This is a genomic window from Euzebyella marina (assembly GCF_003687485.1).
GTDB lineage: Bacteria > Bacteroidota > Bacteroidia > Flavobacteriales > Flavobacteriaceae > Euzebyella > Euzebyella marina.
Genome location: NZ_CP032050.1, coordinates 2,241,026 through 2,266,929 on the forward strand (window position 1 = coordinate 2,241,026; position 25,904 = coordinate 2,266,929).

Here is a 25,904-nt window from a genome sequence, read left to right on the forward strand (position 1 = left end):
CCCAAACTGTAGATATGACAGTCCAACAAGGTCCAAATGTAGACGTAATGGTGACTGTGGGGTCTGCCAATTTAGATTTATCGACATTTGAGACCGATCTTGAGCAAGCCATGTACGCCAAGGGAATCCCTTTGGGTAAACTACGTGTTGAAGCTTTTCAAAGAAGCTCTATTTCCTCTGATCAAGCGGATGCCAGTGATATTTTCAACAGCTGGAATGTTATGGATTTTAACGGGGCAGAACCACCAAACTCACACAACTACCTAGGTAGTGCAGGTGGTGGAACTTACTCGGGTTCCTATTTCTCCTTTGATTCCAATACCAACCAAATACTGGCCGATCCTGTCGCAAGGAACTCCGGCAACTACGGTGTTGCCATGTATGATCCTACAGGAGATGTTTCCGATGGTACCATTTCAGCGACCTTTGGTCTTTCCGGTGCACCTTACACCCACGCCGAGGTTGGATTCATCTTTAAAAAAGTGGATAACAATAATTTCTACGCCTATATCATCGACAACCATACAGCCTGTGGTAACTTAATGAACTATGCTCCGGGTGATGGTTACCCTGCGGAAGCCATTCTCAAAAGGGAAAACGGTGTAACTACCATTTTGGCAGTGAACACTAATAGTGGAAGAACAGGTACGGCAACCTATGGCTGGGATGCCGCTAGGGCCGATATGTTCTCGGCTTTCTATAATGGACAGGAAATCGATTTTAAAATTGAAATGTCCGGTGATGATATCACCATCTCCAGAAGAGGTGGCGGAGGCGATGCTGGCACGGATTGGATCGAAGCCTTCGATATTACCGATAATACCTTTTCCTCAGGTAGCTATGGTTTCTATGTCCATGAACAGCAAAATGCCTATTTCAAGGATATCAATATTGAAAAATTGGAACTACGTGCCTTTAAAGATGTATTGCGCGAACCGCAGTGGAGAAACAGTGCCCTACGTTTTAACGTAAACTTGGACGACCTTGAAGTGGCAGATTTTGACAACGACAAAGATCTTTCGGAAATATTGATGCGAACCATCAACGAGGATATCCACTACATCGGCTGGGGAACCAATGCCAACCAAGCCCAATTTGACAGGTTCATTCAACAGAACAATGATCAAGGTATCTTTGTAAACCGAGATGCTGGAAGCTGGTCCACCTGGATAGATGATATGTCCCATTACATTTATGAACAATATCAATTCGGAACAGTAACCGCCGGGGAATATTTTATTGCTGGAACCTCGGTTGAGATCGATGTAGATCCTTCACAGTTAAAATCCAACACAGCAAATGCCAGTTATCCTTCGGGGCGATGGAAAATCACCCATGATGAGACCCATTTTGACAACAACACGGGCAAGGTATCTTGGGATGGACTCTATTTGGAGGATGTACCGGAGTACTACGAGAAAACAGGTCGATATACCTTCACTTTTGAAGATATGCCAACAGCTCCGACCACGCTATATTTCCATAGAAAACCAGTGGCCAGTTTTACATATAGTGCCGATACTGGTTTTATCAACAACACCTCTTACGATCTAGATGGCGGAGCGAATGATGGTATTGCCCAATCAGAGTGGAAGTGGAAATCCGTGGATGCGGCATCTACCAACGACTGGGTAAATGGCCAGTTCGATAAAAATAGCGTAGCTGACGGAGAATACCTTGTAATGCTCAGAGTTCAAGATCATCAAGGAACTTGGAGTAGTCCTTCAAGTATCTATGTGGAAAAAACTGCAGGTTCTGGAGGTGAAACCGATTTGCCCATTGCACAGTTCAACATATTACCTGATCAATTGAATACCTACTCTGGCGACATGACGATTGCGATTGAGGATAATTCAGTAGACCCTTACGGAAGGACTTTATCCACACAAGAATGGATTGTGACCCAACGTACTTACGATTCCGATGGAAATGCAACCAACACGGAGATTTATAATGCAGGTACACCTATGACCGATTTTTCATCCTACAATAATGTAACCGCAGACTATATAATAAGCTTAAGGACACAGACAGATACAGGTGTTTGGTCAGAACCATTTTATCGTACACTCACCATTATTGATGATGATATCGCACCAACAATCACTGCTACTCCCTCCAGCGGGAGTTTGGAAACGGATGATGACATTCAGTTGGTTTTCTCCGATGAGAATGGAGGAAGTGGTTTTGATGTGCAACGCTTTGTTAGAGTGCAAAGTGCAACTCCACCTGCAACAAATAATTCAGCTTGGAGTTCATGGAGCAACAGCCAGTCCAAGACCACATCTTTCAACACTGGAGGTACAGGTTGGTATATCCATGCCGAGGTCAGGGACAATGCCGGCAATACGGGCACAGCAACCTTTGGTCCTTACGACATAACCTTGGTTGTAAGTGCAGAAGACGATTTGGTGATTTTGGATGAGGATACCGTTTCCGACCCCATCGATGTACTTTATAATGATGTTTACGATACCAACAATACCCCTACCGTTACCATTACGGCACAGGGAACAAAAGGTAATGCAACCGTAAATGGCAGCAACCAAGTTGTCTATACGCCAAATGAGAACGAAAATGGTACCGATAGCGTAACCTATGAGCTGGATGTTAACGGCACCAAGGTTACCGCTTCCATAACAATATCCATTATCCCAATTGATGATGACCCTATCGCAGTGGCCGACAGCTTCACAATGGATGAAAATGGAACTTTGAACGGAGACCTTTCCACAAACGATATTGAAGTGGATGGCGATGATTTGGTGTATTATTTAATCGATGGACCTGAAAATGCAAGCTCATTTACGCTTAATTCCGATGGTACCTTCACCTATGTCCACGACGGAGATGAATCCGCAATGGATAGCTTTACCTATAATTTTGAAGATGCCGTTTCCTTTTCGGAAACCGTTACGGTCACATTGAACATTACCAATGTAAACGATGCGCCGGATGGTGGGGATATTACACTGGAAACCATTCAGGATGCTTCCTATACCTTTAAAACGGGTGATTTCACCTACACGGATGTAGACCCAGGAGATACATTTAATGGTATCCAAGTGATGACCCTACCCTCAAACGGTACTTTGGAATACAATGGTATTGCCGTTCAGGCAAATGATATGATAGATGATGTAATCCTATTGGTTTTTACACCTTCAGCCGGTGAATACGGAGATAACTATACCTCATTCACTTTCAAAGTTAAAGATGGTGATGATGCCGTAAGTAGCTCAACGCATTCTGCAGCTATTAATACGGCGCAGGATACCGATGGTGATGGAATCCCGAATGATGATGATTCAGACGATGACGGTGACGGAACTCCGGATGATGAGGACGGCTTCCCATTAAATCCAAACGAGGACACCGATACAGATGGTGACGGAACCGGGGACAATGCCGATACCGACGATGACGGTGACGGTACTCCGGACTCCGAAGATGACTTCCCATTAGATCCAAACGAGGATACCGATACCGATGGTGACGGAACCGGGGACAATGCTGATAATGATGATGACGGTGACGGAACCCCCGATGCAGAGGACGACTTCCCATTAGATCCAAACGAAGATACTGATACCGATGGTGACGGAACCGGAGACAATGCCGACGAAGATGATGATAACGACGGTACTCCTGATTCCGAAGATGACTTCCCAAAAGATGATTCCGAAGATACTGATACGGACGGTGATGGTACGGGTGACAATGCCGATATGGATGATGACGGTGACGGAACCCCGGACAGTGAGGACGACTTCCCAAAAGATGATTCTGAGGATACGGATACCGATGGTGACGGTACAGGTGACAATGCCGATACGGATGATGACGGTGACGGAACCCCGGACAGTGAGGACGACTTCCCTTTAGATCCAAATGAGGATACCGATTCCGATGGTGACGGAACTGGGGACAATGCAGACACAGACGATGACGGTGACGGAACCCCGGACAGTGAGGACGACTTCCCGTTAGATCCCGACGAAGATACCGATACCGATGGTGATGGAGTTGGCGACAATACCGATACGGATGATGACAACGATGGGTATCCCGATGATGTAGACGACCTGCCCCATAACCCAAATGAGTATTCCGATATTGATGGCGATGGCATTGGTGACAATGAGGATACCGACGATGACAACGACGGTGAAGAGGATGTCGATACCGATGGTGATGGTCTTGGGGACAATGTGGACGAGGATGACGATAATGATGGAGTGGTGGACGGCTCGGACGATTTTCCACTGGACGAAACAGAGCAAAAAGATACCGACGGCGATGGTACCGGTGACAATGCCGATACCGATGACGATGGGGATGGGTATACTGACGAACAGGAAAACGAGTCGGGAACTGATAGTACCGACCCGATAGACACCCCGGCCGATAATGACAATGACGGTATTCCCGACAATAGGGACGACGACGATGACAATGACGGGGTTCCGGACAGTGAGGATTATTTTCCACAGGATAGTGAACCGGTACTGGTTCCGGCGGAGGCCTTCACGCCCAACAACGATGGTCTTAACGATTCATGGATGGTGCCCGGCATCGAAAACTATCCGAACAATGTCGTAAGGATCTACAACCGTTACGGTCACGAGGTATTTGCCCAAAAGAGCTATCGAAACGATTGGCAGGGTTTCTTTAAGAATAAGAACGAGAAACTGCCCTCCGGATCTTATCTCTACATAATCGACCTCGGCAATGGCGAAGCTCCGTTGAGAGGTTGGATATTCATCAACTATTAACCTAATCAAGCCAAAAAAAATGAAAACAATAGTAATAACAATCTTTAGCGTGCTTCTGGCGGCCCTAGGCCTTTATGCCCAACAAGACCCGCAGTACTCGTTCTATCGCTATAATATGAACGTAGTGAACCCTGCCTATGCCGGTAGTAACGACGGCCTGGAATTTGCCTTGGGCCTTCGAAGCCAATGGGCAGGGGTAGAAGGCGCTCCGGAAAGCCAAAGTGCTATTTTCGGTACATCCTTGGGAAAAAATGTAGGCCTGGGAGTGTCGGTACTTAATGATAAGACCTTTATCGAAACACAGACATGGCTGGCCATAGATGTTTCTTACCAGGTGAAGGTATCGGAGAACAACCAACTCTTCTTTGGTCTCAAAGGGAGCGCCAACACCTATGATGCCAATACCCAGGGCCTCCAAACGTATGGGGTGGGCCAAGACGGTAGTTTGATGAACTTTGATAATAGGTTTACGCCAAACGTTGGTGTTGGGCTGTACTGGAAAAATGATAAATACTTTGTTTCGGCTTCCATTCCGAAACTGTTGACCCCCGAGCGTTTGGAGGAAAGCAACGGAGAGGCAAGGGTAGGCACCGATAAGGTTCATATGTACCTGGCCGGAGGTTATGAGTTCGAGCTCTCGGAATCCACCAACCTGTACCTAACCAATATGCTTCGTTTTGTTACCGCTTCCCCGGTTTCCTATGAGCTCACCGGTATGGTGGGTTTTGCAGAGCGTTTCACTATCGGCGCGGGTTACAGGTTTAGCGAAAGTATCAGCGGTCTATTCTTGCTCAATATCAGTGGAGGATTAGACGTAGGGTATGCTTATGAGAACGCCTTGGAAAAACCTGTTGGCGGTGTTGAAAAGGGTACCCATGAGCTGTTCATGAGATTGAGAATATAGAAGTCTTCGTTTTATTCAGATATAGCTGGCCAGTTCATAAGAAGGAACTGGCCAGTTTGTTTTACGAAGTAATAATTCAACTAACGAAAACGTTTTCGCCACAATTCCATAAACTCTCGCAACAATTGTTTGCAATTTTGCATATTAGTAAACAATTTTGGAGCATTATATTGAGAGATAGATAATAATTCGAATTGAGCTTTTTGAATAAAAACCCCCACAGATAACCGGTCCAATTATATAGCGGGCCGGTTGTCAATTTTTTACAAAAGTCAGCAATAATGAAGGATTTAGAAACTCTATACAAGGAATTGAGTAGTTTTCAATCCGATATTTATCGTAAGGAAAACATCAATCAAACCATTATATTATTAGAATCTTGGACTGTCCACATCCCATTCAACCAAAAATCGACTAAAGAATTTTGGATGGACATGGTTAAAAATTTTCAGGATTGCCAAAAAATGAAAGACCCTCAGGAATATGGTGAACAATATGCCTTTTACCTATTGAAAACTTTACTTTTTATAAAAAGATTAATGTAGCATGACTTATAAACCACTGTTATTTGAATATATGTAAATACCTACACTACTTTAATTCATCGAATAAACTATCTGTTTAACAGATAATAATTGGTACCATATTCATAGGTTGCATATTTGCTTCAAATTAAAACCCCCGAATATGAATACAATTACTCTTATTAAGAACATTTATCTGGACAGCATTAGAAACATAGGAAATTTCGTGATTCGAAACTATTTTAAAGCGTTCACATGGTTTACCATAATTTTATTCTCAGTAGTACTCTATGCTTTTTTCTATCGAATCTTTACAGGATTTCCTTTTTAATGAGAAACCTTGGAGAAAAAAGAAAATAACATTATATATACATTCACTATCATAGCCTTGACAATCGCTATCTTTCTTTTGATGGTGGAAATAATCGATTAGATCATATTTTCTAGGTTAACTGAACTACCTAGAATCCATTTGAGTTTGCTGTACTAATTTGAAGCAACAAAATGTCTTTCTCAGTCTAACTACCCCTTGGATTGAGTACAGGTGAAAGAAAGGACCAGTCGATAGGTAAAATATTGATGGAATAACTTTCATTGGGAAACTTGATAAACGGTTTAATCTAAAAAGAAATCGATGAAAATTTGCGACCGCTGATGAAAATTAGTTGGATGCTGAATTACATCGAGACCACTATTCATCAATAAAGAACAATATTTGAGTATTTTTAAGATAGGATGTGCTTGAGAGTAGCACATCCTTATCTAAAATTGCACTGAATCATCGTTTAAAGTTCCACTTAACAAGCACTTTAACCCTAAGTTCTTTACCATGACATAAAGAGCTTTGCTTCCAACCAGCGCAGTAGGTAGTTTACTAAAAACGCTACCAATATTGAGCGAATAGGCACAAATAACGATTACGCCACGAAAAAATATCATGACCAAATCTCGAATTCAGTAAACTTTCTTACAATTTTAGTCAAGTTAATTATTTTTTTTTATTAAATACATATCAGCGATATACACTTGAGAATAGCATAGAGTGATGTAAAAACAATTCGTGACACACGTCTATTAAATTTCTAGTGATAAGTTATATTTTTTGAATAAAGATTGATTTGGTAAATATTGTTAGGATTGTAAATTAATGGGATACTTCGCAAATTCTAAGTAAATCTGTTGGGGAGATAGTGGCATGCCATAATGTAATATTTGAATTCAGGATTTCATTTACTGATTTTAATTTTAGTATTTTAGGTCGTTACCAACTATGATTTCCAACATATAAAATTGCGAATGTAATTTAGGTTGGTGAATGAAGCGTTCGAAACGTTTAATTATTTATGTCTCCATTTAATAAATTGTTGTCAATCCATTTGAGATCTTACGTTATTTTAATACATACCCTTTTTTTCTCGCTATTTTTGAAAGGTCAAAGCTATAGTGAACTCGCAACTCTGGAACTTGATTCCCACATTTTGGAAATAGCTGATAGTTTTTTAGAAGAATATCCCATTACCATTACTTCTTACGTATGTTCACGATCTTCTGGAGGCAAAAATGACTTTTACTCAGAAGGAGATTATTGGTGGCCAGATCCAGAAAATCCTGAAGGCCCTTACATTAGAAAAGACGGTTTTACCAATCCCGAAAACTTTACGGCTCATCGAGAAGTCCTCATGAAAATGGGAGAAATGGTGGGAACCTTAACTTCTGCATATCTAATTACCAAAGACAGAACCTATTCCGATGCCGCGCTGGAACACTGCAAGGCTTGGTTCTTGAACGAATCTACGCGTATGAATCCCCACTTTTTGTACGCGCAAGCAATTAAGGGAAGGCATACGGGAAGAGGTATAGGTATTATTGACGGTATTCATATTATGGATGCAGTACAATCCCTTTGGGTCCTTGAAAACGAAGGTTTAATCAGTGAAAATCTTATGACTGGATTCCGTGCTTGGTTTTCTGAGCTCCTTGAATGGTTGATGATCCATGAATACAGTAAAGATGAAATGGTTCATCCAAATAACCATGGTACCTGCTGGAATATGCAGGTAGCGACCTATGCCAAATTTTGTAACAATTCAAAGGTCATGGAATTTTGTAAAGCTAATTTTATAAACACCCTCATGCCAGGACAAATGGCCAAGGATGGCAGTTTCCCTTTGGAATTGGAAAGAACGAAGCCTTATGGTTATTCTTTATTTAATCTTGATGCAATGACTATTAACGCTTGGGTTTTATCTGATAGTTTTCAATGTTTCTGGCACTATGATATAAATGGTCGCTCCTTATTAAAGGCGGTGGAATTCATGGCCCCTTTTGTGGCTAAGAAAAATGATTGGCCACATGAGCCTGATGTAATGTATTGGAATGAATGGCCTGTTGCACATCCAACATTTTTGTTTTCGGCAATCATTTACAATCGTTTGGATTTTTATGAATTATGGGCTAATAATCGACATTTTCCCAAAACGTTCGAAGTAAAGCGCAACATGGCCATTAAAAGTCCTTTGATTTGGCTTTATAAGAAAGAAAATTGCGGTAACTAGTTATAAATACATGCTTGGCCATCACGGTTATATAATCCTGACTTTATCTTTCCGGTAAAAACTTTCAAACTCTAAATGTATTTTTAGGATTTATTGAATTTTTATATGTTAGATTTGTAGGAGAAGGCCTAAATTATCTCATTGATGTCCTAATTGATGTCAATTTATAAGTTTTAGTTTTTAAATTATTGGTTTTGAGGGTGTTGTGTTTATGGTTTAAATCCAGTCATCCCGACTTACCTTATTTAAGTAAAATCAAAACACTGTTAATCTTATGATTTTCAGTGTTTTGTGTTTTTAAGCATATCGTTTGAATTCATTTAAAACCATCTAAAATCATATCAAGCGTGTTCCCATCGGGAGCAAACACTTACAGTTCTTGTTGTAACTTTAAATGACTTTTAGAACCATTTTTCTTGTGTTTTGACTTTCACGGTATTCACACTCTAAAAGGTTACAACATGCAGAAAAACAATCGTTTAACAATCAATTTCTTTACAAGGAAGCACAAGGTGCAATCCGAGAACCGGATTGTCTATTGTAGGATTACCATCGATGGTGAGCGCACCGATTTTAGCATAAATCGGGAGATAAAAACCAATTTATGGGACAATAGCCGTAAAAGGGGCAAGGGATTTTCTAATTACATTATCTCCCTTAACAAGTACCTGGACCAAATTTATACTGGTCTTCATGAGGCACATAGGCTATCGATGGCAGAAGAGAAGGTAATCACCCCATTGGCCATAAAAGCAAGGTTCTTTGGAGAAGATGAGGGAGGCAAAACATTGAAACAATTGATTGCCTACCACAATGGAACCATGCACACTTCTTTACGTCCGGGAACCAGAAAGAATTACCACATCACCGAACGATGCGTGGGTTTATTTTTAAAAGAGGAATATGGAGTTGAGGACATAAAGCTCAAAAAATTGAACTACCGTTTTATATCGGACTTTGAGCAGTACCTAAGAAAGTACAGACCATCTACACGAACCAAATGCACAAATAACGGGGCCATGAAACACATGGAACGGCTTAAGAAAATGTCAAGGTTGGCCGTTCGGTTGGATTGGATAACAAAAGACCCTTTTGAAAACTATAAACTGCGTTTTGAGAAAACCGAACGGGAATATTTGACAAAACGGGAATTGAAATTGATAGAAGAGACCACGTTCACAAAAGAGGGAGTTGAGAAATGCAAGGATGTGTTTCTCTTCTCGTGCTATACTGGCCTATCCTATATCGATGTGAAGGCATTGACCCCAGACCACCTACTTAAAGGAATAGATGGCAATGAATGGTTGTTCACCAAAAGGATAAAGACGGACGAAAAACTCAAAATCCCCTTACTTCCACAAGCAAAGGAAATCATCAAAAAATATGAAGATTCCGCAGAAAGAAAGATGATGAAAGTCCTATTGCCTGTTTATAGCAATCAAAAGGTCAATTATTACTTAAAGGAAATCTGCAAGGCCTGTAAGATTTACAAGAAAGTAACATTCCATACCGCAAGGCACACTTTTGCAACAACGGTAACCCTTTCCAATGGGGTGCCGATAGAAACCGTCTCCAAAATGCTTGGCCATACCAAATTGGCCACTACCCAGATTTATGCCAGGGTATTGGAACAAAAGATAGGGGAGGATATGCAAAACCTAATATATCATATGCAAACCAACCGATCAGCCGAAGGATGATAAGACTGTATTTATTCGGTCCCGCTCGCGGGACGTAGGAATAGCAAGAGGGTGATGCGCAGTTTGCGCCATCACGGTTGTTTTCGGGTCTTCAACAGGTTGAAAACCAGTTGATTGAAAGGATTTTGGAATACTGTGCAAAATCTGGGGCTACAGTAGACTTTTCCGGAATCTACAGTAAACCCTTTGGAAAGCCCTATAAACACTGGAAATTTTTGACGAAAAAATTGACGCAATTTCACTAAAAAACAAAATCGCACCTATGGAAAAGCAATCTACAAACGGCAGAACAAGGAAAGGAACAGGTGGTTATTCCAATATCACCGTGAAGAAGGAAACGGCCACTCGTTTTCGGAGCTATTCCAAAAGGTTCAACAAATCGCATAGCGAGGTTTTGGATGGAATGATACAATACTTCAAGGATAATAACCTTGACCCTTTTGGGGAGGGAACAAAGATCATCCTTGACAGTATCAAAGAATTGGAGCGTCAGATGATGAAAAAATTCGATAGGCTCATCGCCATTATCAAGAACATAGAAAAGACCAGTATCCGGCCGACTTATGAAATGGTGCTGATACTTTACGAGGCCTATGTAGAGGATGGGAGGAAACAGAGACGGGAACCCGTCAAAATACAAGAAGAGCGAAGGGATTTTTTGGAACCAAGGAATACCGTTCCAAAAGTGGAGCATGATAGAATGCTGCAAGAATTTAAAGACTATAAAAAACGCTGTAATAAAATGCTCAACAGCGTTGAAAAGGTGGAACCAATGATGGGCAAGCCTTATTTGAAAATAAATATGGGCATCGAGGATTTTGAAAGCCTAAAACATCAATTAAGATAACAGCCATGTACCTTACCATCTCGGCACAGAAAATGGGCAGTACCTATAACTCCAGTGTAGGGAACTATGTGGACTATCTGGAAAAGGAAAACGAGGATAGGTCACCCGAACTTAGGGAGGAATTCTTTGACCAAGAGAACGACAGCGTAAGCCCTCAAACGGTCATCGATGAAATAGATGCCAATACCGCTAAACTAAGACAGAAAGACCCGAAATTCTATTCCATAGTGGTCAGCCCCAATAAAAGGGAACTGAAGGCCATAAGCAGTGATCCTAAACTGCTGAGGGAATACACAAGGAAACTCATGGAGGATTATGCCAAGAGTTTCCATCGCAACCAAAAGGTCAAGGCCGAGAACCTGAAGTACTATGCCAAGATAGAGCATGAACGCACTTATCGGGGCCTTGACAAACGGGTGCAAGAGAATGCTCTATACCGAGGCGAGATAGCAAGGCTAAGGAACGAGATACGGAAAGTGGAACGGGGCGAATCCTTTAGGAATGTCAATGATTTAGGAAAAAGAATCAAAGAGCAAGAAGGATTGGCCCCACATAAACAGAACGGACAGTTGGTGGCCGCAGGGATGAAAAAGGAGGGGCCACAGACCCATATCCATATCATTGTCAGCAGAAGAGACATAACGAACACCTATACCCTTTCGCCAATGGCAAAACATAAGGCATCCGAAGTGGAGCTGAACGGAAAGACGGTCAAGAGGGGTTTTGATCGGGACAGTTTTTACCAAGCGGCCGAAAAGACCTTCGACAGGACAACAGGGTTCAAGAGGAACTATGTGGAATCCTATGTTGGGAGAAAGGCCCATGCCAAGGAACCGGGGAAGTTCTTTGCAAAGGTGATGGGATTGCCCACCAAGGAAAAGGACATGGCCTTCAAACTTCTTAAGACAATGGGGGTCAAGGCTCCCAGTATACCGACCAATAAAGTGCAAATGGCGGCCAAGATCATCAAAGCTCTAGGTAGGGGGATTGATAAGGCAAGGGGTACAGGTGAGGATATGGGTTACTGAAATCCAAAAGTAGGTTGCGCCCTACCGGGTTTTTGCTTCACGCTTATCTACCGGAACACTACAAAAACCCGATAGGATCCATGCGCAAAAGTTGGAGGTAAGCATTTGGGACGTTTGCAGCCCTTCACTGCGTTTCGTTCGATTTTTTGTAAGCAACTTTTATAAGAAGATTTGATTTAAAGTATTATGCTATTTCTTGTCCAATAGGTTTTCCAGGTAAGTCACCTTATCTTTTTCAGCTTGAACGAGACGCTCATAAAGCTCAATTACCTTGTCCAATGGATTGAATGTGCAATGATTATTGAATGTGCCCTCACTGCTGTCATTGAAATTGTTGAAATAATTGATGGCCAACTCTTCAGAAAAGTTATGAATTGCTTCAGGTGTGACCCCCAAGGCTTTGGCGACGGCTTCCAGACGTTCCGTATCAAGGTTCTCGGACTGTTCGATTTTGGAAACACTTTGTTGGCTGACACCCAACATCTCTGCCAAGGTTTCCTGTTTTATGCCTCGTAGCTCACGGATGCGGCCAATCTTTCTTCCAATGTGGTTGTTCTTTTTTACTGTCTCCATATTCCAAAAATAAACATTCCAAATTTAAATATACGGGTAGATTACCAATGGAAGTGGTTGGTTACAACTTTGCATGGTTGGGTACACGGTACCAATGCAGGTGCTTTAGGTAAAACAAAAAATTATGGAGCAACGGACATTCAACTTGGAAGGGCCACGGACAATGCCTTTATCGAAAGGTTATGGAGGAACGTGAAATACGAAAAGATATATCTGAACCCGACAATGGACCGTATGGACCTTTATCTGTTATTGACAGAGTACTTTGATTATTACAACTACGAAAGAAGACACCAGTCCATCTACTATGAAAGACCTATTGATATATTTGAAAGAGCAGCTTGATAATTATATTAGTTTTATAGAAAACCTGTCCTAAAGATCTGGGTATCTACAATTCTCTGATTATAAGAATATGAAAATTAGATTAAAAGATAATCGTTCTCATAAAACTATAAGCGTCAATCTAGAAGTCCTACCACAAAAAGAGGATTTGGTAGAGAATGCTGGTAAAGTCTATAGGGTGCTTTCGGTGAAGCACTCGGAGCAGGGCATTAAATTACTAGTGAATGAGTTATATGATAATCCTCTTTTTCATTATTAGTTATAGCTAATACTTTCCGTAACCCCAAAAAAAGGTCTAATTTCATTTTCCATTACAGCATCAAATTCATTTTGATTGAAGGTGAACGTTTTGGCATTCTTATAAAAGACGATACTTCTTCTATTCCAAAAACACACTATCATTACCTCGTAATTGAATTGCTCGACATGAACGACGATGTCTTTGTATTTAGTCTTTAGTACCTCATACATGTACAGTTCCAAACGTTTTCTATCAGATTCTATCATTCACAAATTTTAGTATTCCCAATAATATAATCAGGAGTAAGATTAACCAATACCTTATTTAAATAAGTTGTTGACCTAAATAAAAAAATTAACAATAACTTGCCAGACCTTATGCAGTCAGTTAATCAAGACCAAATATCTGTAATTCAGTTTAAACCCCGAAGAATGGTTTTATTTCGTTTTCGAATACATCATCGAACTTATCTTTATGGAAGATGAATGATTTGGCATTGTCATAAAAAATTGCACTTTGTCGATTCCAAAGACATGCAATCATAATTTCATCGCCATAATGGTCGGTATGCACCACGATATCATTGAATTTCTTCTCGAGCACCTTGTTCATGTACAGTTCTAAGCGGACCTGTTCCGAATCTTTCATAACAGAGTAGTTAAGCTTTAAGGCTAATATAGCCCATTTTAGAATTTGATTTCCAAAAAGAACAGAGAATTCGGTTTAGGGCCGATTTCAAAGCGCAGCTCTAGCCTACAGAATTATCAAGCATGCGAGACAAATAGCAATAATGGGCAATAAAAATTGCTTATTTCTAAAAAATTTCATATAAATTCACTAAAAAAATAAAACGTAATTCTGGAAATTTTGAGATGAAAAATAACGTCCGGACATGAGTTTACAAATATCCCTTATAGCCAGAAGAAACAAAATTGCTAAACGTTTCAAAGCCAATTTTTTAGAAGAATATAATCCCTCGTATCGACTAAATGGTTTAAAGAATGACAAGCTTCAAATTATTACCGTAGAGAACACAGAGCAAATAGTTCCCGCTATATGGGGCTTGGTACCAGAAGATGAATTTGCTGACCGAACAAGGTTTTTTGAAAAGTATGGTAGTATCGATGAGTACTTAAAAATCAATAAAACTTTGCAGAGTATGGGAGAATATATGATGTATTGCGACTCTTATTCTACCGCCGCGAAATCACGAAGGTGCCTAATCATTGCGGATGGTTTCTATGAAGAGCACCAATCCATGAAATCATCAATACCTGTATATTGCTATATACCCAATAAAAACGGGGCAGGGAAGTTATTTGCAATTGCCGGTATCTATTCACGAATAGGAGAAAATCAATATACCTGTAGTATGGTAACGGTCGGGGCAAATTACTTTTTCAGTATTGTGGTTAATCTAGCAAAAAGAATGCCCTTGGTATTAGATAAGCGCTTGGAAAAAGGTTGGTTGGACGAAAGCTTAAATAAGATTGAAATTTTGGATTATATCAACGAAGGTTTTACCGACCAAGAGTTTCGCGTGTATCCTGTGGCAAAAGGTTCCTTTGATAATGAGACGGCTATTATGCCAACCATTTATGACGGATTTGATGATTTTATCTGAGGAACGAGCTCACGCCCGTAAGGGCAACAATCTGAAAAAAATGGACCTCTGGTTAGAGGTGACGGATGATTTATACAATGAGGCAAAAATTGATGCGGATACATACACGAAATTGATCAATGCAATCGAACTTAAGCTAGTTAATTCGCCTTCTTTTAAAAAGCGGATTATGGATTGGGCAGGTTCCGTACTTGCCATGGATTCGGTCGAAGGCCATCTTGAAAACTTCGAGTCAATGTTGCAATCTTTTTTGGCCAGCCCGGGAGCCGATAATCATTAAAAGCGAACCGAGGAGCTGGCCGGAATACTAAAACCAGTCTTTCAATGTCCGGAAGAGTATGAAAAGAAAGAGCTGATCACTAAATATCTGAATAAATAGATTGATAAACGCAAACGATTGAGAGAATACTCAATTCAATTAATAAAACAAAACTATTTAAGGTACAAAAAGTTGTGGTTACCGGAACCTTCACGGGATACCACCATTATACCGAACTGGCCAAGGTGTTGGCAGAGAGGGGAGCCGAAATCCAAGACCATGTAAGGGCAGATACAGATTTAATCGTGGTCGGATTTTTCCCGGATAAAGAAGAGCTAAAAATGGCGAGTCAATATGATAATTTGGTGGTGGAACAAGACATTTTGTTCCAACCTCTAAAAAGCGATTATATGTAGGAAAATTATTTGTTAAAAAAATTAAAAATAAAGCATTTAAATCAAAATATTTTGTTAAATTAATACTGCGGTATCGCTCTCATGTTAGTTAGTGGGGACCTAAGGCAAAGTTTAAATTCCCCGTAAAGGTCAGGCTTGTCCTGGCCTTTATTGTTATGTTGAGTAAAAAGATTTGATATAGTCAGTTTGTTACTAATCATGTAGGAATTTGCGTTGGTATGTAGGTAATATAAAGCACTTGATTGCGTTCTTGTTCTGAGCCAAAACTAGCCTATGTTACATTATTAAGACTGTGCAGTTTTAATACATATGCTGGTTTAGCAAAGTTAACCCCCACATTAAAGGCCAAGTTTAAATCTTGGCCTTTTCCAAATAATCATGTTTGCGAACTGTGAATTTATAATCTAACAAAAATGGCAAGTAATCCAATTTGTAGCCTTCCCTGTTTTCTACAATTGCTAATTCAGAAATCTTTTTGGGGAAGGCTACAGCTTAATCACCTTGTCCACATACTAAATGGAAAAAGCGGGAGATTGCCCAGGTTCAATAGTTTGCCTTGAAAATCTTTAATAATCCAATCCAAAATGGTCCACTAACTTTTGATAGGTCATTTTATTGTAATTCAGGCTTTCCGCTTTGCTACTCACCGAAGACGAAGGTATAATAATATATCTTGCTCTCCCTTCCGGAGCCGAACTGCTCGTATCCGTTCTGTAATAAATTCTAATTCGCCCCTCTTGAAAAGCAAAATTTACGGTTAAGGTTGCTGACCAGGTCATGGGAAGCGGGTAAACGTAAGTAGAATTTTCAAAATACACGAGGATGACCGAATCTTCCAAGTCTTGGGCTGTTATATCCGTAGCGGTTTGGTCATGATAGCCAAAGGTTCCGGGGTTAGTTGACCAAGAAACATCAAACCAATCAGACGATATAACATTGGCGTTCCCATCTTCACCGGATTCACCTTGGAGGCCTTGTTCCCCTTGAGGACCTGCTACTCCCTGTTCACCTTGGGGTCCTTCTGGTCCCACAGGCCCCTCGGGACCTTCCTTCTCACAGGAAATCAAGACAGATCCAAGAACAAAATGTAACAGAATACAGAATTTCATAATCTTCATAATAAAATAGTTTAATTCGTATTGTTTTATGCTTATTGATAATTAATGTTCAGAAATGGAAAAGGTTAACATCTAGATAAAGAATAAAACAGAAAGATGGTTCTTTTTGTAACAGAACATTCCTCTATCGTGCTTAAAAGAAAGTATCGATCAGGCTTTCGGATGGCAGCCTTCCCCATTTTCTACAATTGATAATTCAGAAATGGTTATTTAATAAAAAGTTCAAAAAAGTATTTTCAAGATTACAAACCGAACAAGTCAAAGTACAATTACCGAACAAGGAAGTTGTCACCAATAGATACCAATTAGGGTCAATATTTTTAATAATTAAATGCTAAAAAATTGTGATTCTAATATCTTTTAAAGAAGGGATATTAATCGGAATTGTAATTTGTTCTTTTTTGATTATAACTTTAGCTTAAAACAGGATGAACAGGGGGAGATTATATTATACGGTGGTAAATTAAGCATAGAAATACGGTTGAATAATGATACCATTTGGTTAAATCAAAGACAAATGGCAGAGTTGTTTGATAAAGATTCCGATACCATTGGCCTACTTTTGAAAAATATCTTTGCCAGTCACCGCTTTCGACATCAGTGACACGGCCCGCCAAAAAGCCATGACATTGGCAAAATCACAAAATGCCCTTATTGATTATAAAGTGTCTTCCGTTTTGGATTTCTATTCAGAACGACAATTTGATGTCGTCGCATTCATCTATGCCCATTTTCCTTCTGATATTCGAAAGCAGGCCTCTGAAAAAATATTATCACTGGTCAGACCAGGGGGTAAAGTAATTTTCGAAGCCTTTTCGAAGGAACAGCTTAGTTTGGAATCTGGGGGGGCCAAAGACGAAAAAATGTTGTTTTCATTGGAAGAAATGGAAGAGGAGTTTAAATTCCTAGAATTTTACCTCTTGCGAAAAGAAAAAATCAACTTGAACGAAGGTCAATATCATAAAGGAAAGGCAAGCGTCATACGTATGGTCGGCACCAAAAAGTGACCCCAGGAACGTTAAATGGAAGTTAAATGAAACCTGTGTAACCTAGGTTACTGCACACTTTACAACCATAGTTTAATTTTATATTGAATTTATAAAATAATAAATATAACTTATAGAACTATGGAAAACTTAAATGTTTTGAACGAAGAAATCAAGACAATGCCACGAATAGGTGATGATGCACCTGACTTTGAGGCGGTGACCACTAAAGGAAAAATAAAATTGTCAGAATTTGCAAAGGACAAATGGATCGTCATGTTCTCGCATCCCGCTGATTTTACGCCCGTATGTACCACGGAAATGAGCGGCTTTGCGACCAGAAAAAAAGAATTTGATGCCCTGAACACTGAACTTTTGGGGCTAAGTATCGATAGCATACACGCCCATTTGGGTTGGGTACAAAATGTAAGGGAAAATACGGGGGTGTATTTTGACTTTCCCATTATTGCCGATTTGGATATGAAAGTATCCAAACTGTACGGGATGCTCCAACCCAATGAGAGCGAAACAGCAGCCGTTAGAGCGGTATTCTTTATCGATCCTAAAAAGAAAATCAGACTGATTATGTACTACCCATTGAATGTAGGTAGGAACATGGATGAAATTCTTAGGGCTTTGGAAGCACTTCAGACTTCGGACAAACATGGCGTGGCAATGCCCTTGGATTGGAAGAAAGGTGAGAAAGCCATTGTTCCGCCACCAAAATCTTTGGATGAATTGAACAAGAGACTTGAAGATGATTCTGTTGAAAAGGTAACTTGGTACCTAGCAAAGAAGAATCTTTCGTAACACATATATGCACGCAATTGGCATATTTTTAGAAAGTACCAATCTTTTTAAATCAAACGAGATGAATATAAAGCAATTCGAATACAAACCATTGGCCCACTATTCCTATGCCATTGTAAGCAAAGGTGAAATGGCTATAATTGATCCTGAAAGAAATGCCACGCAATATTATGCGTTTGCCAAAGAAAACAAATGCAAAATCGTTGCGGTTATTGAAACACACCCACACGCCGATTTTGTAAGTTCTCACCTTCAGATTCACGAGGAAACTGGAGCTACAATTTATAATAGTAAAAAGTTGGGTGCCGATTATCCACACACCTCATTTGATGAAGGCGATGCCATTTCCATTGGAGATGCCACCCTATTTGCCATCAATACGCCTGGCCATTCCCCGGATAGCATCACTATAGTTGCCAAAGACGGTGACGAGACCTCCTTATTTACCGGAGACACCCTCTTTATTGGCGACGTAGGCAGACCCGACCTCAGGGAAAAAGCGGGCAACATGACCGCTAAACGTCAAGAATTGGCTGAAATGATGTACGATACCATTCAGAAGAAATTCAAAGATTTGCCCAACGACGCCCTGATTTATCCTGCGCATGGAGCGGGATCCCTGTGTGGTAAGAATCTTAGTAGTGATAATAGCAGTACCCTAGGAAATGAGCGCATGGGCAACTGGGCTTTCAGAGAACAAACCAAAGATGATTTTGTAAGCACATTGTTGGATAGCCAACCGTTCATCCCTTCTTATTTCGGGTTCAATGTGGATATCAATAAATCCGGAGCGGAAAATGTTAGAAAGGCGATTGCCAAAGTACCTTTCCAGTACCATACATCGGTCAAAGGATTGCTTGTCGATACCCGAAAAGAAGCGAAATTCAAAGAAGGTCATCTGCCAGGGAGCATCAATATCCAGGCCACTTCTGAAAATGATAAGTTTGAGACTTGGCTAGGGTCCATTGTCGAACCTATGGAAGCCTTTCATTTGATTATTGAAGACCCCAGCGAACTTCATGATATATTGGAGCGGGTTTCGAAGATCGGTTATGAGACCCAACTTGAATCGGTAATCACTTTGGGGACAGAAAATTTAAAGCAGAGTGCTGATCTCGACTTGGAAGATTTTAAACAAAATCCATCGAACTATACCATTGTGGACATACGAAATCAGAGTGAGATCAATGATGGAAAGTTTTTTGAAAACGCTCTGGAACACCCTCTCAACGAATTAAGGGATACACTTAAACAAATCCCGACCGATAAGCCGCTCGTTGTACATTGCGCAGGCGGCTACCGCAGCGCAGCAGGAAGCAGCATTTTGGAGAAATCATTCAAGGACACCACCGTATTTGACTTGAGTGAAAACATTAATGATTTTAAATAAAAGGTTATGGGTAACATAAATAAAATAGGATTGGATGCTGTCGCATCAGAAGACGTCGCAAAAAAGCTTAATGACCTATTATCCAATTACCAATTGTTCTACATGAACTTACGGGGATTTCATTGGAACATCAAGGGTAAGAAGTTCTTTGAACTGCATTTGAAATTCGAAAAATTGTACAACGAGGCTTTGGTGAAAATTGATGAACTGGCCGAACGTGCATTGACATTGGGAGCAACCCCCATCCATTCTTATGAGGGCTACCTCAAAACTTCAGAAATAAAATCGGTCGAGAATGTGACGGATGGCGCGACTGCAGTTGATAATATTATTGGGTCACTTGGTATCTTATTGAAAAAAGAACGGACGATATTGGCACTTGCAGCGGAAGCTGGCGACGAAGGTACAGTTGCCCTGATGAGCGAGTATATCGTAGAACAGGAAAAATTGGTGTGGATGCTATCTGCATATCTAGATTGAATTGCAAATAATTATATTAAAAAAAACAAACCGTATTGGATGTGATACCCAATGCGGTTTATCTTATTTGTGGTAATCACATTACATCAAACCGATAAGAAATCCCCTAAATTCCTCATTGTTATAATCAGCCATCCCTTTGTGGGTCAAGACAATATTTCCTTCTACATTAATAACATAGGTGGTAGGCAAGGCATTCGAATCATATACATTAGGAATGTTACCGGCCACCGAATATATGGGCAAATTATATTCCTTACCTTTCATATACTCTTTCGCGGTTTCAAAATTATTGTCAAAAGAGAGCATTACAAAAACTACATCGTTACCCATATCCTTGTGTAAATTTTCAATACTTGGCATTTCTGCCACACAAGGTGGGCACCACGTAGCCCAAAAATTTAAAAATATGACTTTGCCCTCGAAATTTTTGAGAGATATGACATTTCCGTCCTTATCTAATAAATCCAGATTGTAATCTGCTTTTGCCATTACTTTATTTTCAATGTTACTATCTTGAGCAACATCTTCAACATTCGGATTCATTAAACCAGTTTCAAGTATTCCACGTTGCGCGAAACCTATTACCTCGGTATGCAAACCTGTGACATAAAGTGTAATTCCGGCTATTGCAAAAATTCCATATTGAATCCAAGTTTTTTTCGTGTGTTTGCTTTTTTTGCTGTTATCCATAATTTAAATTTTTACTGAAATTTATAATCGGTTTGAGGCACAGTAGAGAAAGAATATTCCCCAAGGTCCTCTGCATATGCTCTTCCATCAATAATAGGAGATACCGGTGAATGTTCATTCAAATACTCTTCCACGACTTCGTGAATGGTATAGTCTTTTACTTCAACATCCTTAACACCTGACATCCTACAAAGGTTGTCAATTGGGTCGCCGGGGCGTACACAGGCCGAAATGGTATAATAATCATCATCTTCCATTGGTTCGCCGTTTACGGTTAAACTATTGATTCTTTGACCTTTTTCATTTTGACTGTTGAAGTTGACCTTCATTCCTGAAAATCGTACCAGCCAACCACCGAAACGTTCGGTCGGGTCTTGCGCAAATGCGTTGTGCATTTCTTTTTCCAACCATTTTTTTATTTGTTTGCCGGTTGCCTTTCCTGTTTTCACCTTTTCATTCACGGGAAGTAAATTCCAAAGATTTGCGCGAGTAATAGGTGCAGGGTTACCCTTTTCGGGAAAAATTGGGTTACCAAATCGAAACCCATTTGAAATGGCTATGTCAACACCCGTCTTCCAGCGAGCCGCATCTGTAATCATATTGTCCATCGGGTTCTCTACGGTAAGATATCGATAGAGAGGTTTTTTAGTATATCCCATCACCGTTTCCAAGTGGTCTTTGTATGGTTCTTTTGCCTTGTCCACCAATTCTTGAATTTCTTTATTCGCTGGGAATACCTCTGGGTCAACGTCAATTAGTTCATATTCGTCACCCACTAATTTGCCATCGATAAAATGAAGCGTCAACTTACCAACGAAAGAACCGAATGCGCCAGGTTCAGTGACTTTGGCATACTTACCTTGAATGGGTTCTCGTACACGCTCGTGAGTATCATTTCCCAATATATAGTCTACATTTTCTGCAATAGGGTTATTAGCAAGTTCCACCTGTTTGAAAATACCGATGTGCGTTACCAAAAAGAGTAGGTCTAGGTTTTCATTCATTTTTAACTCATCCACCTGATTTTTAAGGTCTTCGGTTAGACCGCTGAACCCAATACCTTTACTAAATATTGGATTTTGACGTACGGGCACGTCTGGGTCATTGATACCCATAAACCCGATACGTAAACCCTCGATTTCCTTAACGGAATAGGCAGGAAACAAAGGTACGTTACTCTCTTCGTGATACATATTCTGGACGATTACATCAGTTTCATAACCTTTCATTACGTCCATCATCACATCCTTACCATATACTACTTCCCAGTTGCCAGGGATGATGACATCATACCCCATATTTTTAATAAGTTCAGGCATAACCTTTCCTTCTGATAGTGCGGTATAACCACTACCCTGTATAAGGTCACCACCGTCAACGATGATAGTATGATTTGGGTTTTTTGGCCTTTCTTGCTCAAACAGTGTCTTGATATTGGCGAGGCCGCCACGGTCTTTAAATACTATTTTTTCGTTTTCCCAGAATAGTTCAGGGTGTGTGTCGAGTTGGCCGTGAATATCGGCTGTTTGAAGTACGGTAATACTTAAAGTATCCTTTGATTTATTGAGACTGTTCATTTTATTTGATTTTTCTGTTTTGCAGCCAACCGTCACTACCATTATTGCTATAAGGGAAATAGCCGTCAAAATATTACTGTTAGTTGTTTTCATAGTTGTAAACATTGCGTTTTCATTCATTACAGGCTAATACTTTTATACCCTTTTTTCTGAAGCTGAAAGTTGTAGAGAATTCCGTTCTCGACAATCTCAATTTCTTTAGGGACTTTTGTTTTATCTACCTTGAACTTCTTGAGTGAAAAACCACAGGCTATGATTTTTACACCTGCTTTTTTAGCCTTTTTTACGAAGTCGCCCATTTTTTCAACATCTGTGATGTCACCTATTTCCTTGCCACATATGATGACTTGAAAATCGCCAAAGGAATCGCCTTCTTCGGCCTTAAGGGCTTTAGCCGTTAGAATTATAGGTTGTAATTGAGGCACTTTTTTGGTCAGTACCACATAATTGTTTGTGTCGTTGTCCATTTGCTGTGCCTGTGTTTTGTTTATGCTGAACACGGTTAGCACCAAAAGAATTGAACTTAATAAATACGTTTTCATTTTTTTATTTTAGAAGATTACTGGTGTCGTTCAATACAAAAAAAAGAAGTCCACCGAAGATTGCTATGTTTTTAAATAAAGGTCCAAGCGTTGTTATTTGACCCACTTGAATAGTTAATGTGATGGGGATTAAAACCGCCATCAATACAATAGCCGCCCATTTCGTCCTATATCCGATAAGAAATAGGAAACCTGCTACAAGCATTACGATACCTGATAGGATGATGAGCCATTCCGGTTCACCAAAAAAAAGTGCGATACCTTTAAAGTTTGCTTGTTCTATACGCTGGGCAGTTTTTTCTATATTCAGCAGGTGATTGAAACCCGCTACGAGAAATATGCAGCTTACTAGTATGCGCAACAGTTGTATGGAACGACGGCTAATTAAAATTTTTGTCGCCATTGTAAATGATATTTAAAATGTTTTGATTTGTGCGGTGTCTGTTCGTAATAGTTCGTCCTGTCGTATTTTTATGGATACAGAGAACCATTACGGAAGCACCGACTTTAAATTTTTGAAAATGGGAGTTGGACTAAGCCAAACGAGGTGGTGGTGAATCGTTATCTAGAAAACGATAATTAAGGGTTGTAGTAATGTGAGAATTATAAATCGAGGTAAGTTTGTAAATTCCAGTTTCCCATATGAAAATTTCTAATTGAAACTGAGGATTGCAGAAACTGCTCAATATTAATTTTTGCGAAAAGGATTCTTCTATTTTAGAAAAAGAAAAATCTTTTGCATCACCAATTGTTTTGGGTGAGTTTTTCTTCTTACAAAACGGCATTACCACTGTTAAACCGCTATTGCTTAATAAACTCAAACCATTTGAATCCACGGCAATAAATTTTGCTATAAAAATAAATGCAAGTATTAGTGATATGTAAGTCTTGTATTTCACAATTAAATCAAAAGTAGACTTTCAATTGCCCTAGCAGGGTAACTTTTGTTACAGTACTCAGATTTTTATTTAAAAATAATATGGTATCACTTTCGCGAATTAGAACCTATGAGATTCAAGATAAAAAGTATATAATGCTTACGATTATAATCGATGTGCTAAAGTAGAATAGTTGATTTTTGTCGCTTTAAGTAACATTGGTAACACATTAAATAGCATTCCATTTTTAACTTTATATTAGTTATTATAAAACCTATGGAAACCGAAATTCTTGCCCGTATTCAATTTGCCTTCACGATTGCATATCATTACATCTATCCCCCTTTGAGCATTGGCCTCGGATTGCTGATGGTGATTTTTGAAGGATTGTATCTTAAAACGAGAAACAAGCAATACGAGGTGCTGACCCGCTTTTGGTTAAAGATATTTGCCATTACTTTTGGTATCGGTGTCGCCACTGGAATTATCATGGAGTTTGAATTCGGAACCAATTGGTCCGTTTATTCCAGATATGTTGGTGATATATTTGGAAGTGCTTTGGCTGCAGAAGGATTGTTCGCTTTTGCACTTGAAAGTACCTTTCTGGGTATTTTGATTTTTGGATGGAACAAGGTTTCGCCCAAGGTCCATTTTATTTCTACCATTGGTGTCTTTTTGGGATCCATGTTTTCAGCCATTTGGATAGTGGTGGCCAACAGTTGGCAGCAAACCCCAGCGGGTTACCATATAGTTGGTGAAGGATTGAATGCAAGAGCGGAAGTCACCGATTTTTGGGCCATGGTCTTTAACCCATCGAGTGTTGATAGAATAATTCACGTCTGGCAAGGTGCTTTCTTGGCCGGTGCTTTCTTGGTACTTAGCGTGCACGCTTATTACCTCTTAAAAGGTAGGTATGTTGAAATATCCCAGAAGGCATTCAAGATAGCCCTATTGGTAGCCACAGCAATTTCCTTGAGCCAATTGGTCTCCGGTCATAGCTCCGCAGAGGGTGTTTCAAAAAATCAACCTGCCAAGCTTGCGGCCATGGAAGGCCACTATGAGACCTCTGCACCCGCTGACCTTTATCTTTTGGGATGGGTCGACAACGAAGTCAAGGAAGTGACAGGTCTAAAAGTTCCTGGAGGTCTTTCATTTTTGGTCGGCCAAGATTTGAAAGCCCCTGTAACCGGATTGGACGCCTTTCCAAAAGAAGATCAACCAAGTCAGGTCAATGCTGTTTTTCAATTTTATCACATCATGATTTCTATAGGTATGTTTTTGATTGGTCTTACATTGTATGCCACATATTTATGGTTGAGAGGTCGATTGTTCGATAAAAAATGGTTGTTGAGAATTTTTGCCTTTGCCGTGCTCTTGCCACAGATAGCAAACCAAGCAGGATGGTTTGCCGCTGAAATGGGAAGACAACCCTGGGTGGTCTATGGGCATTTAAGAACGAGTGAGGCATTTTCCCAAGAGGTTTCGTCCAATCAAATTTTGTTTTCCCTTATCCTGTTCTTCATTGTCTATACCCTACTGTTCCTATTATTTCTCTATTCGATGAACAAAAAGATAAAACACGGGCCCTATGATGAAGCTGAAAATCCAGATGAATTTTTGAAATACGTTTAACTGAATT

Annotated in this window: 26 protein-coding genes; 18 read left to right on the forward strand and 8 right to left on the reverse strand. The window is 40.0% G+C overall.

From position 1 onward, the window contains the following. Positions 1–14: 14 nt before the first annotated feature. The 8 genes from D1013_RS09470 to mobB all read left to right on the forward strand — a co-directional run bounded on the left by D1013_RS09470 (position 15) and on the right by mobB (position 12,333). Positions 15–4,775, forward strand: coding sequence for a T9SS type B sorting domain-containing protein (locus tag D1013_RS09470; RefSeq protein WP_162987870.1), 4,761 nt, complete (start codon positions 15–17; stop codon positions 4,773–4,775). A gap of 19 nt (positions 4,776–4,794) precedes the next feature. Further along, on the forward strand, positions 4,795–5,679 hold the full coding sequence (locus tag D1013_RS09475) for a PorP/SprF family type IX secretion system membrane protein (protein WP_121848594.1): 885 nt from the start codon (positions 4,795–4,797) through the stop codon (positions 5,677–5,679). Positions 5,680–5,960: 281 nt separating this feature from the next. Continuing rightward, positions 5,961–6,224 (forward strand): hypothetical protein, encoded by a 264-nt coding sequence (locus D1013_RS09480; protein ID WP_121848595.1) that lies wholly within the window; start codon positions 5,961–5,963, stop codon positions 6,222–6,224. Positions 6,225–6,366: 142 nt separating this feature from the next. Beyond that, complete coding sequence (locus D1013_RS20635; RefSeq protein ID WP_317125501.1) at positions 6,367–6,534, forward strand: DUF6747 family protein; 168 nt, start codon at positions 6,367–6,369, stop codon at positions 6,532–6,534. Positions 6,535–7,627: 1,093 nt separating this feature from the next. Beyond that, complete coding sequence (locus tag D1013_RS09485) at positions 7,628–8,758, forward strand: alginate lyase family protein (protein ID WP_205601285.1); 1,131 nt, start codon at positions 7,628–7,630, stop codon at positions 8,756–8,758. A 461-nt stretch (positions 8,759–9,219) separates the two neighbouring features. Continuing rightward, complete coding sequence (locus D1013_RS09490; RefSeq protein ID WP_121848597.1) at positions 9,220–10,458, forward strand: site-specific integrase; 1,239 nt, start codon at positions 9,220–9,222, stop codon at positions 10,456–10,458. 262 nt (positions 10,459–10,720) lie between these two features. Further along, positions 10,721–11,305: a BfmA/BtgA family mobilization protein gene (locus D1013_RS09495; protein ID WP_121848598.1), complete on the forward strand. Its 585-nt coding sequence runs from the start codon at positions 10,721–10,723 to the stop codon at positions 11,303–11,305. Between the two features lie 5 nt (positions 11,306–11,310). Continuing rightward, positions 11,311–12,333 carry a MobB family relaxase gene (mobB, locus tag D1013_RS09500; RefSeq protein WP_121848599.1) on the forward strand — a complete coding sequence of 341 codons (1,023 nt, stop codon included), beginning with the start codon at positions 11,311–11,313 and terminating at the stop codon, positions 12,331–12,333. 189 nt (positions 12,334–12,522) lie between these two features. Here mobB and D1013_RS09505 read toward each other — a convergent pair whose 3' ends face one another. Continuing rightward, a complete protein-coding gene (locus D1013_RS09505) occupies positions 12,523–12,906 on the reverse strand; it encodes a helix-turn-helix domain-containing protein (protein WP_121848600.1) in 384 nt (127 codons plus the stop codon). Between the two features lie 57 nt (positions 12,907–12,963). Here D1013_RS09505 and D1013_RS09510 point away from each other — a divergent pair, with 57 nt between their 5' ends. After that, positions 12,964–13,251, forward strand: a complete 288-nt coding sequence (locus D1013_RS09510) for an integrase core domain-containing protein (protein WP_162987871.1) — start codon at positions 12,964–12,966, stop codon at positions 13,249–13,251. Between the two features lie 255 nt (positions 13,252–13,506). Here D1013_RS09510 and D1013_RS09520 read toward each other — a convergent pair whose 3' ends face one another. Continuing rightward, on the reverse strand, positions 13,507–13,758 hold the full coding sequence (locus tag D1013_RS09520) for a hypothetical protein (protein ID WP_121848602.1): 252 nt from the start codon (positions 13,756–13,758) through the stop codon (positions 13,507–13,509). Between the two features lie 151 nt (positions 13,759–13,909). After that, positions 13,910–14,140, reverse strand: coding sequence for a hypothetical protein (locus tag D1013_RS09525; RefSeq protein WP_121848603.1), 231 nt, complete (start codon positions 14,138–14,140; stop codon positions 13,910–13,912). A 244-nt stretch (positions 14,141–14,384) separates the two neighbouring features. Between D1013_RS09525 and D1013_RS09530 the strand changes: the two genes are divergently transcribed. The 3 genes from D1013_RS09530 (at position 14,385) to D1013_RS09540 (ending at position 15,791) form a co-directional block, all read left to right on the forward strand. Beyond that, complete coding sequence (locus D1013_RS09530; protein ID WP_121848604.1) at positions 14,385–15,116, forward strand: SOS response-associated peptidase; 732 nt, start codon at positions 14,385–14,387, stop codon at positions 15,114–15,116. Next, positions 15,103–15,396, forward strand: coding sequence for a hypothetical protein (locus D1013_RS09535; protein WP_162987872.1), 294 nt, complete (start codon positions 15,103–15,105; stop codon positions 15,394–15,396). Before D1013_RS09530 ends, D1013_RS09535 begins: the two co-directional genes overlap by 14 nt. A gap of 173 nt (positions 15,397–15,569) precedes the next feature. Then, positions 15,570–15,791, forward strand: a complete 222-nt coding sequence (locus D1013_RS09540) for a BRCT domain-containing protein (RefSeq protein WP_121848606.1) — start codon at positions 15,570–15,572, stop codon at positions 15,789–15,791. A 566-nt stretch (positions 15,792–16,357) separates the two neighbouring features. Here the strand turns inward: D1013_RS09540 and D1013_RS09545 are convergent. After that, positions 16,358–16,909 carry a collagen-like protein gene (locus D1013_RS09545; RefSeq protein ID WP_121848607.1) on the reverse strand — a complete coding sequence of 184 codons (552 nt, stop codon included), beginning with the start codon at positions 16,907–16,909 and terminating at the stop codon, positions 16,358–16,360. 575 nt (positions 16,910–17,484) lie between these two features. On the opposite strand from D1013_RS09545, the gene D1013_RS09555 reads away from it, so the two are divergent. The 4 genes from D1013_RS09555 (at position 17,485) to D1013_RS09570 (ending at position 20,575) form a co-directional block, all read left to right on the forward strand. Beyond that, positions 17,485–17,916, forward strand: coding sequence for a class I SAM-dependent methyltransferase (locus D1013_RS09555; RefSeq protein ID WP_162987873.1), 432 nt, complete (start codon positions 17,485–17,487; stop codon positions 17,914–17,916). A 120-nt stretch (positions 17,917–18,036) separates the two neighbouring features. Next, on the forward strand, positions 18,037–18,705 hold the full coding sequence (locus tag D1013_RS09560; protein WP_121848610.1) for a peroxiredoxin: 669 nt from the start codon (positions 18,037–18,039) through the stop codon (positions 18,703–18,705). 61 nt (positions 18,706–18,766) lie between these two features. Then, positions 18,767–20,095 (forward strand): MBL fold metallo-hydrolase, encoded by a 1,329-nt coding sequence (locus tag D1013_RS09565; RefSeq protein WP_121850676.1) that lies wholly within the window; start codon positions 18,767–18,769, stop codon positions 20,093–20,095. A gap of 6 nt (positions 20,096–20,101) precedes the next feature. Further along, positions 20,102–20,575: a Dps family protein gene (locus D1013_RS09570; protein WP_121848611.1), complete on the forward strand. Its 474-nt coding sequence runs from the start codon at positions 20,102–20,104 to the stop codon at positions 20,573–20,575. Between the two features lie 81 nt (positions 20,576–20,656). Here the strand turns inward: D1013_RS09570 and D1013_RS09575 are convergent, their stop codons facing one another. The 4 genes from D1013_RS09575 to D1013_RS09590 form a co-directional block, all read right to left on the reverse strand. After that, a complete protein-coding gene (locus tag D1013_RS09575) occupies positions 20,657–21,268 on the reverse strand; it encodes a TlpA family protein disulfide reductase (RefSeq protein WP_121848612.1) in 612 nt (203 codons plus the stop codon). An 11-nt stretch (positions 21,269–21,279) separates the two neighbouring features. Further along, a complete protein-coding gene (locus D1013_RS09580) occupies positions 21,280–22,887 on the reverse strand; it encodes a bifunctional metallophosphatase/5'-nucleotidase (protein ID WP_380085133.1) in 1,608 nt (535 codons plus the stop codon). Positions 22,888–22,964: 77 nt separating this feature from the next. Further along, positions 22,965–23,387, reverse strand: a complete 423-nt coding sequence (locus D1013_RS09585; protein ID WP_121848613.1) for a DsrE family protein — start codon at positions 23,385–23,387, stop codon at positions 22,965–22,967. 4 nt (positions 23,388–23,391) lie between these two features. Beyond that, the gene (locus D1013_RS09590) at positions 23,392–23,790 is read right to left on the reverse strand and encodes a DoxX family protein (protein ID WP_121848614.1); all 399 of its coding nucleotides are present in this window, start codon (positions 23,788–23,790) and stop codon (positions 23,392–23,394) included. A 266-nt stretch (positions 23,791–24,056) separates the two neighbouring features. Here D1013_RS09590 and D1013_RS20465 point away from each other — a divergent pair, with 266 nt between their 5' ends. Beyond that, positions 24,057–24,272 (forward strand): hypothetical protein, encoded by a 216-nt coding sequence (locus D1013_RS20465; protein ID WP_192466550.1) that lies wholly within the window; start codon positions 24,057–24,059, stop codon positions 24,270–24,272. Between the two features lie 269 nt (positions 24,273–24,541). Continuing rightward, entirely contained in the window at positions 24,542–25,897 is a 1,356-nt protein-coding gene (locus tag D1013_RS09600; protein WP_121848615.1) for a cytochrome ubiquinol oxidase subunit I, read from the forward strand. Positions 25,898–25,904 lie beyond the last annotated feature (7 nt).

Bases quoted from the DNA above. Each gene is read 5' to 3' on its own strand.
- D1013_RS09560 (WP_121848610.1), top strand. From the start codon at position 18,037: ATGGAAAACTTAAATGTTTTGAACGAAGAAATCAAGACAATGCCACGA.
- D1013_RS09535 (WP_162987872.1), top strand. From the start codon at position 15,103: ATGATTTTATCTGAGGAACGAGCTCACGCCCGTAAGGGCAACAATCTG.
- D1013_RS09530 (WP_121848604.1), top strand. From the start codon at position 14,385: ATGAGTTTACAAATATCCCTTATAGCCAGAAGAAACAAAATTGCTAAA.
- D1013_RS09580 (WP_380085133.1), bottom strand. From the start codon at position 22,887: ATGGTAGTGACGGTTGGCTGCAAAACAGAAAAATCAAATAAAATGAAC.
- mobB (WP_121848599.1), top strand. From the start codon at position 11,311: ATGTACCTTACCATCTCGGCACAGAAAATGGGCAGTACCTATAACTCC.
- D1013_RS09590 (WP_121848614.1), bottom strand. From the start codon at position 23,790: ATGGCGACAAAAATTTTAATTAGCCGTCGTTCCATACAACTGTTGCGC.
- D1013_RS09505 (WP_121848600.1), bottom strand. From the start codon at position 12,906: ATGGAGACAGTAAAAAAGAACAACCACATTGGAAGAAAGATTGGCCGC.
- D1013_RS09495 (WP_121848598.1), top strand. From the start codon at position 10,721: ATGGAAAAGCAATCTACAAACGGCAGAACAAGGAAAGGAACAGGTGGT.
- D1013_RS20635 (WP_317125501.1), top strand. From the start codon at position 6,367: ATGAATACAATTACTCTTATTAAGAACATTTATCTGGACAGCATTAGA.
- D1013_RS09565 (WP_121850676.1), top strand. From the start codon at position 18,767: ATGAATATAAAGCAATTCGAATACAAACCATTGGCCCACTATTCCTAT.
- D1013_RS09490 (WP_121848597.1), top strand. From the start codon at position 9,220: ATGCAGAAAAACAATCGTTTAACAATCAATTTCTTTACAAGGAAGCAC.
- D1013_RS09475 (WP_121848594.1), top strand. From the start codon at position 4,795: ATGAAAACAATAGTAATAACAATCTTTAGCGTGCTTCTGGCGGCCCTA.
- D1013_RS09545 (WP_121848607.1), bottom strand. From the start codon at position 16,909: ATGAAGATTATGAAATTCTGTATTCTGTTACATTTTGTTCTTGGATCT.
- D1013_RS09570 (WP_121848611.1), top strand. From the start codon at position 20,102: ATGGGTAACATAAATAAAATAGGATTGGATGCTGTCGCATCAGAAGAC.
- D1013_RS09520 (WP_121848602.1), bottom strand. From the start codon at position 13,758: ATGATAGAATCTGATAGAAAACGTTTGGAACTGTACATGTATGAGGTA.
- D1013_RS09575 (WP_121848612.1), bottom strand. From the start codon at position 21,268: ATGGATAACAGCAAAAAAAGCAAACACACGAAAAAAACTTGGATTCAA.
- D1013_RS09470 (WP_162987870.1), top strand. From the start codon at position 15: ATGACAGTCCAACAAGGTCCAAATGTAGACGTAATGGTGACTGTGGGG.
- D1013_RS09525 (WP_121848603.1), bottom strand. From the start codon at position 14,140: ATGAAAGATTCGGAACAGGTCCGCTTAGAACTGTACATGAACAAGGTG.
- D1013_RS09480 (WP_121848595.1), top strand. From the start codon at position 5,961: ATGAAGGATTTAGAAACTCTATACAAGGAATTGAGTAGTTTTCAATCC.
- D1013_RS09585 (WP_121848613.1), bottom strand. From the start codon at position 23,387: ATGAAAACGTATTTATTAAGTTCAATTCTTTTGGTGCTAACCGTGTTC.
- D1013_RS09600 (WP_121848615.1), top strand. From the start codon at position 24,542: ATGGAAACCGAAATTCTTGCCCGTATTCAATTTGCCTTCACGATTGCA.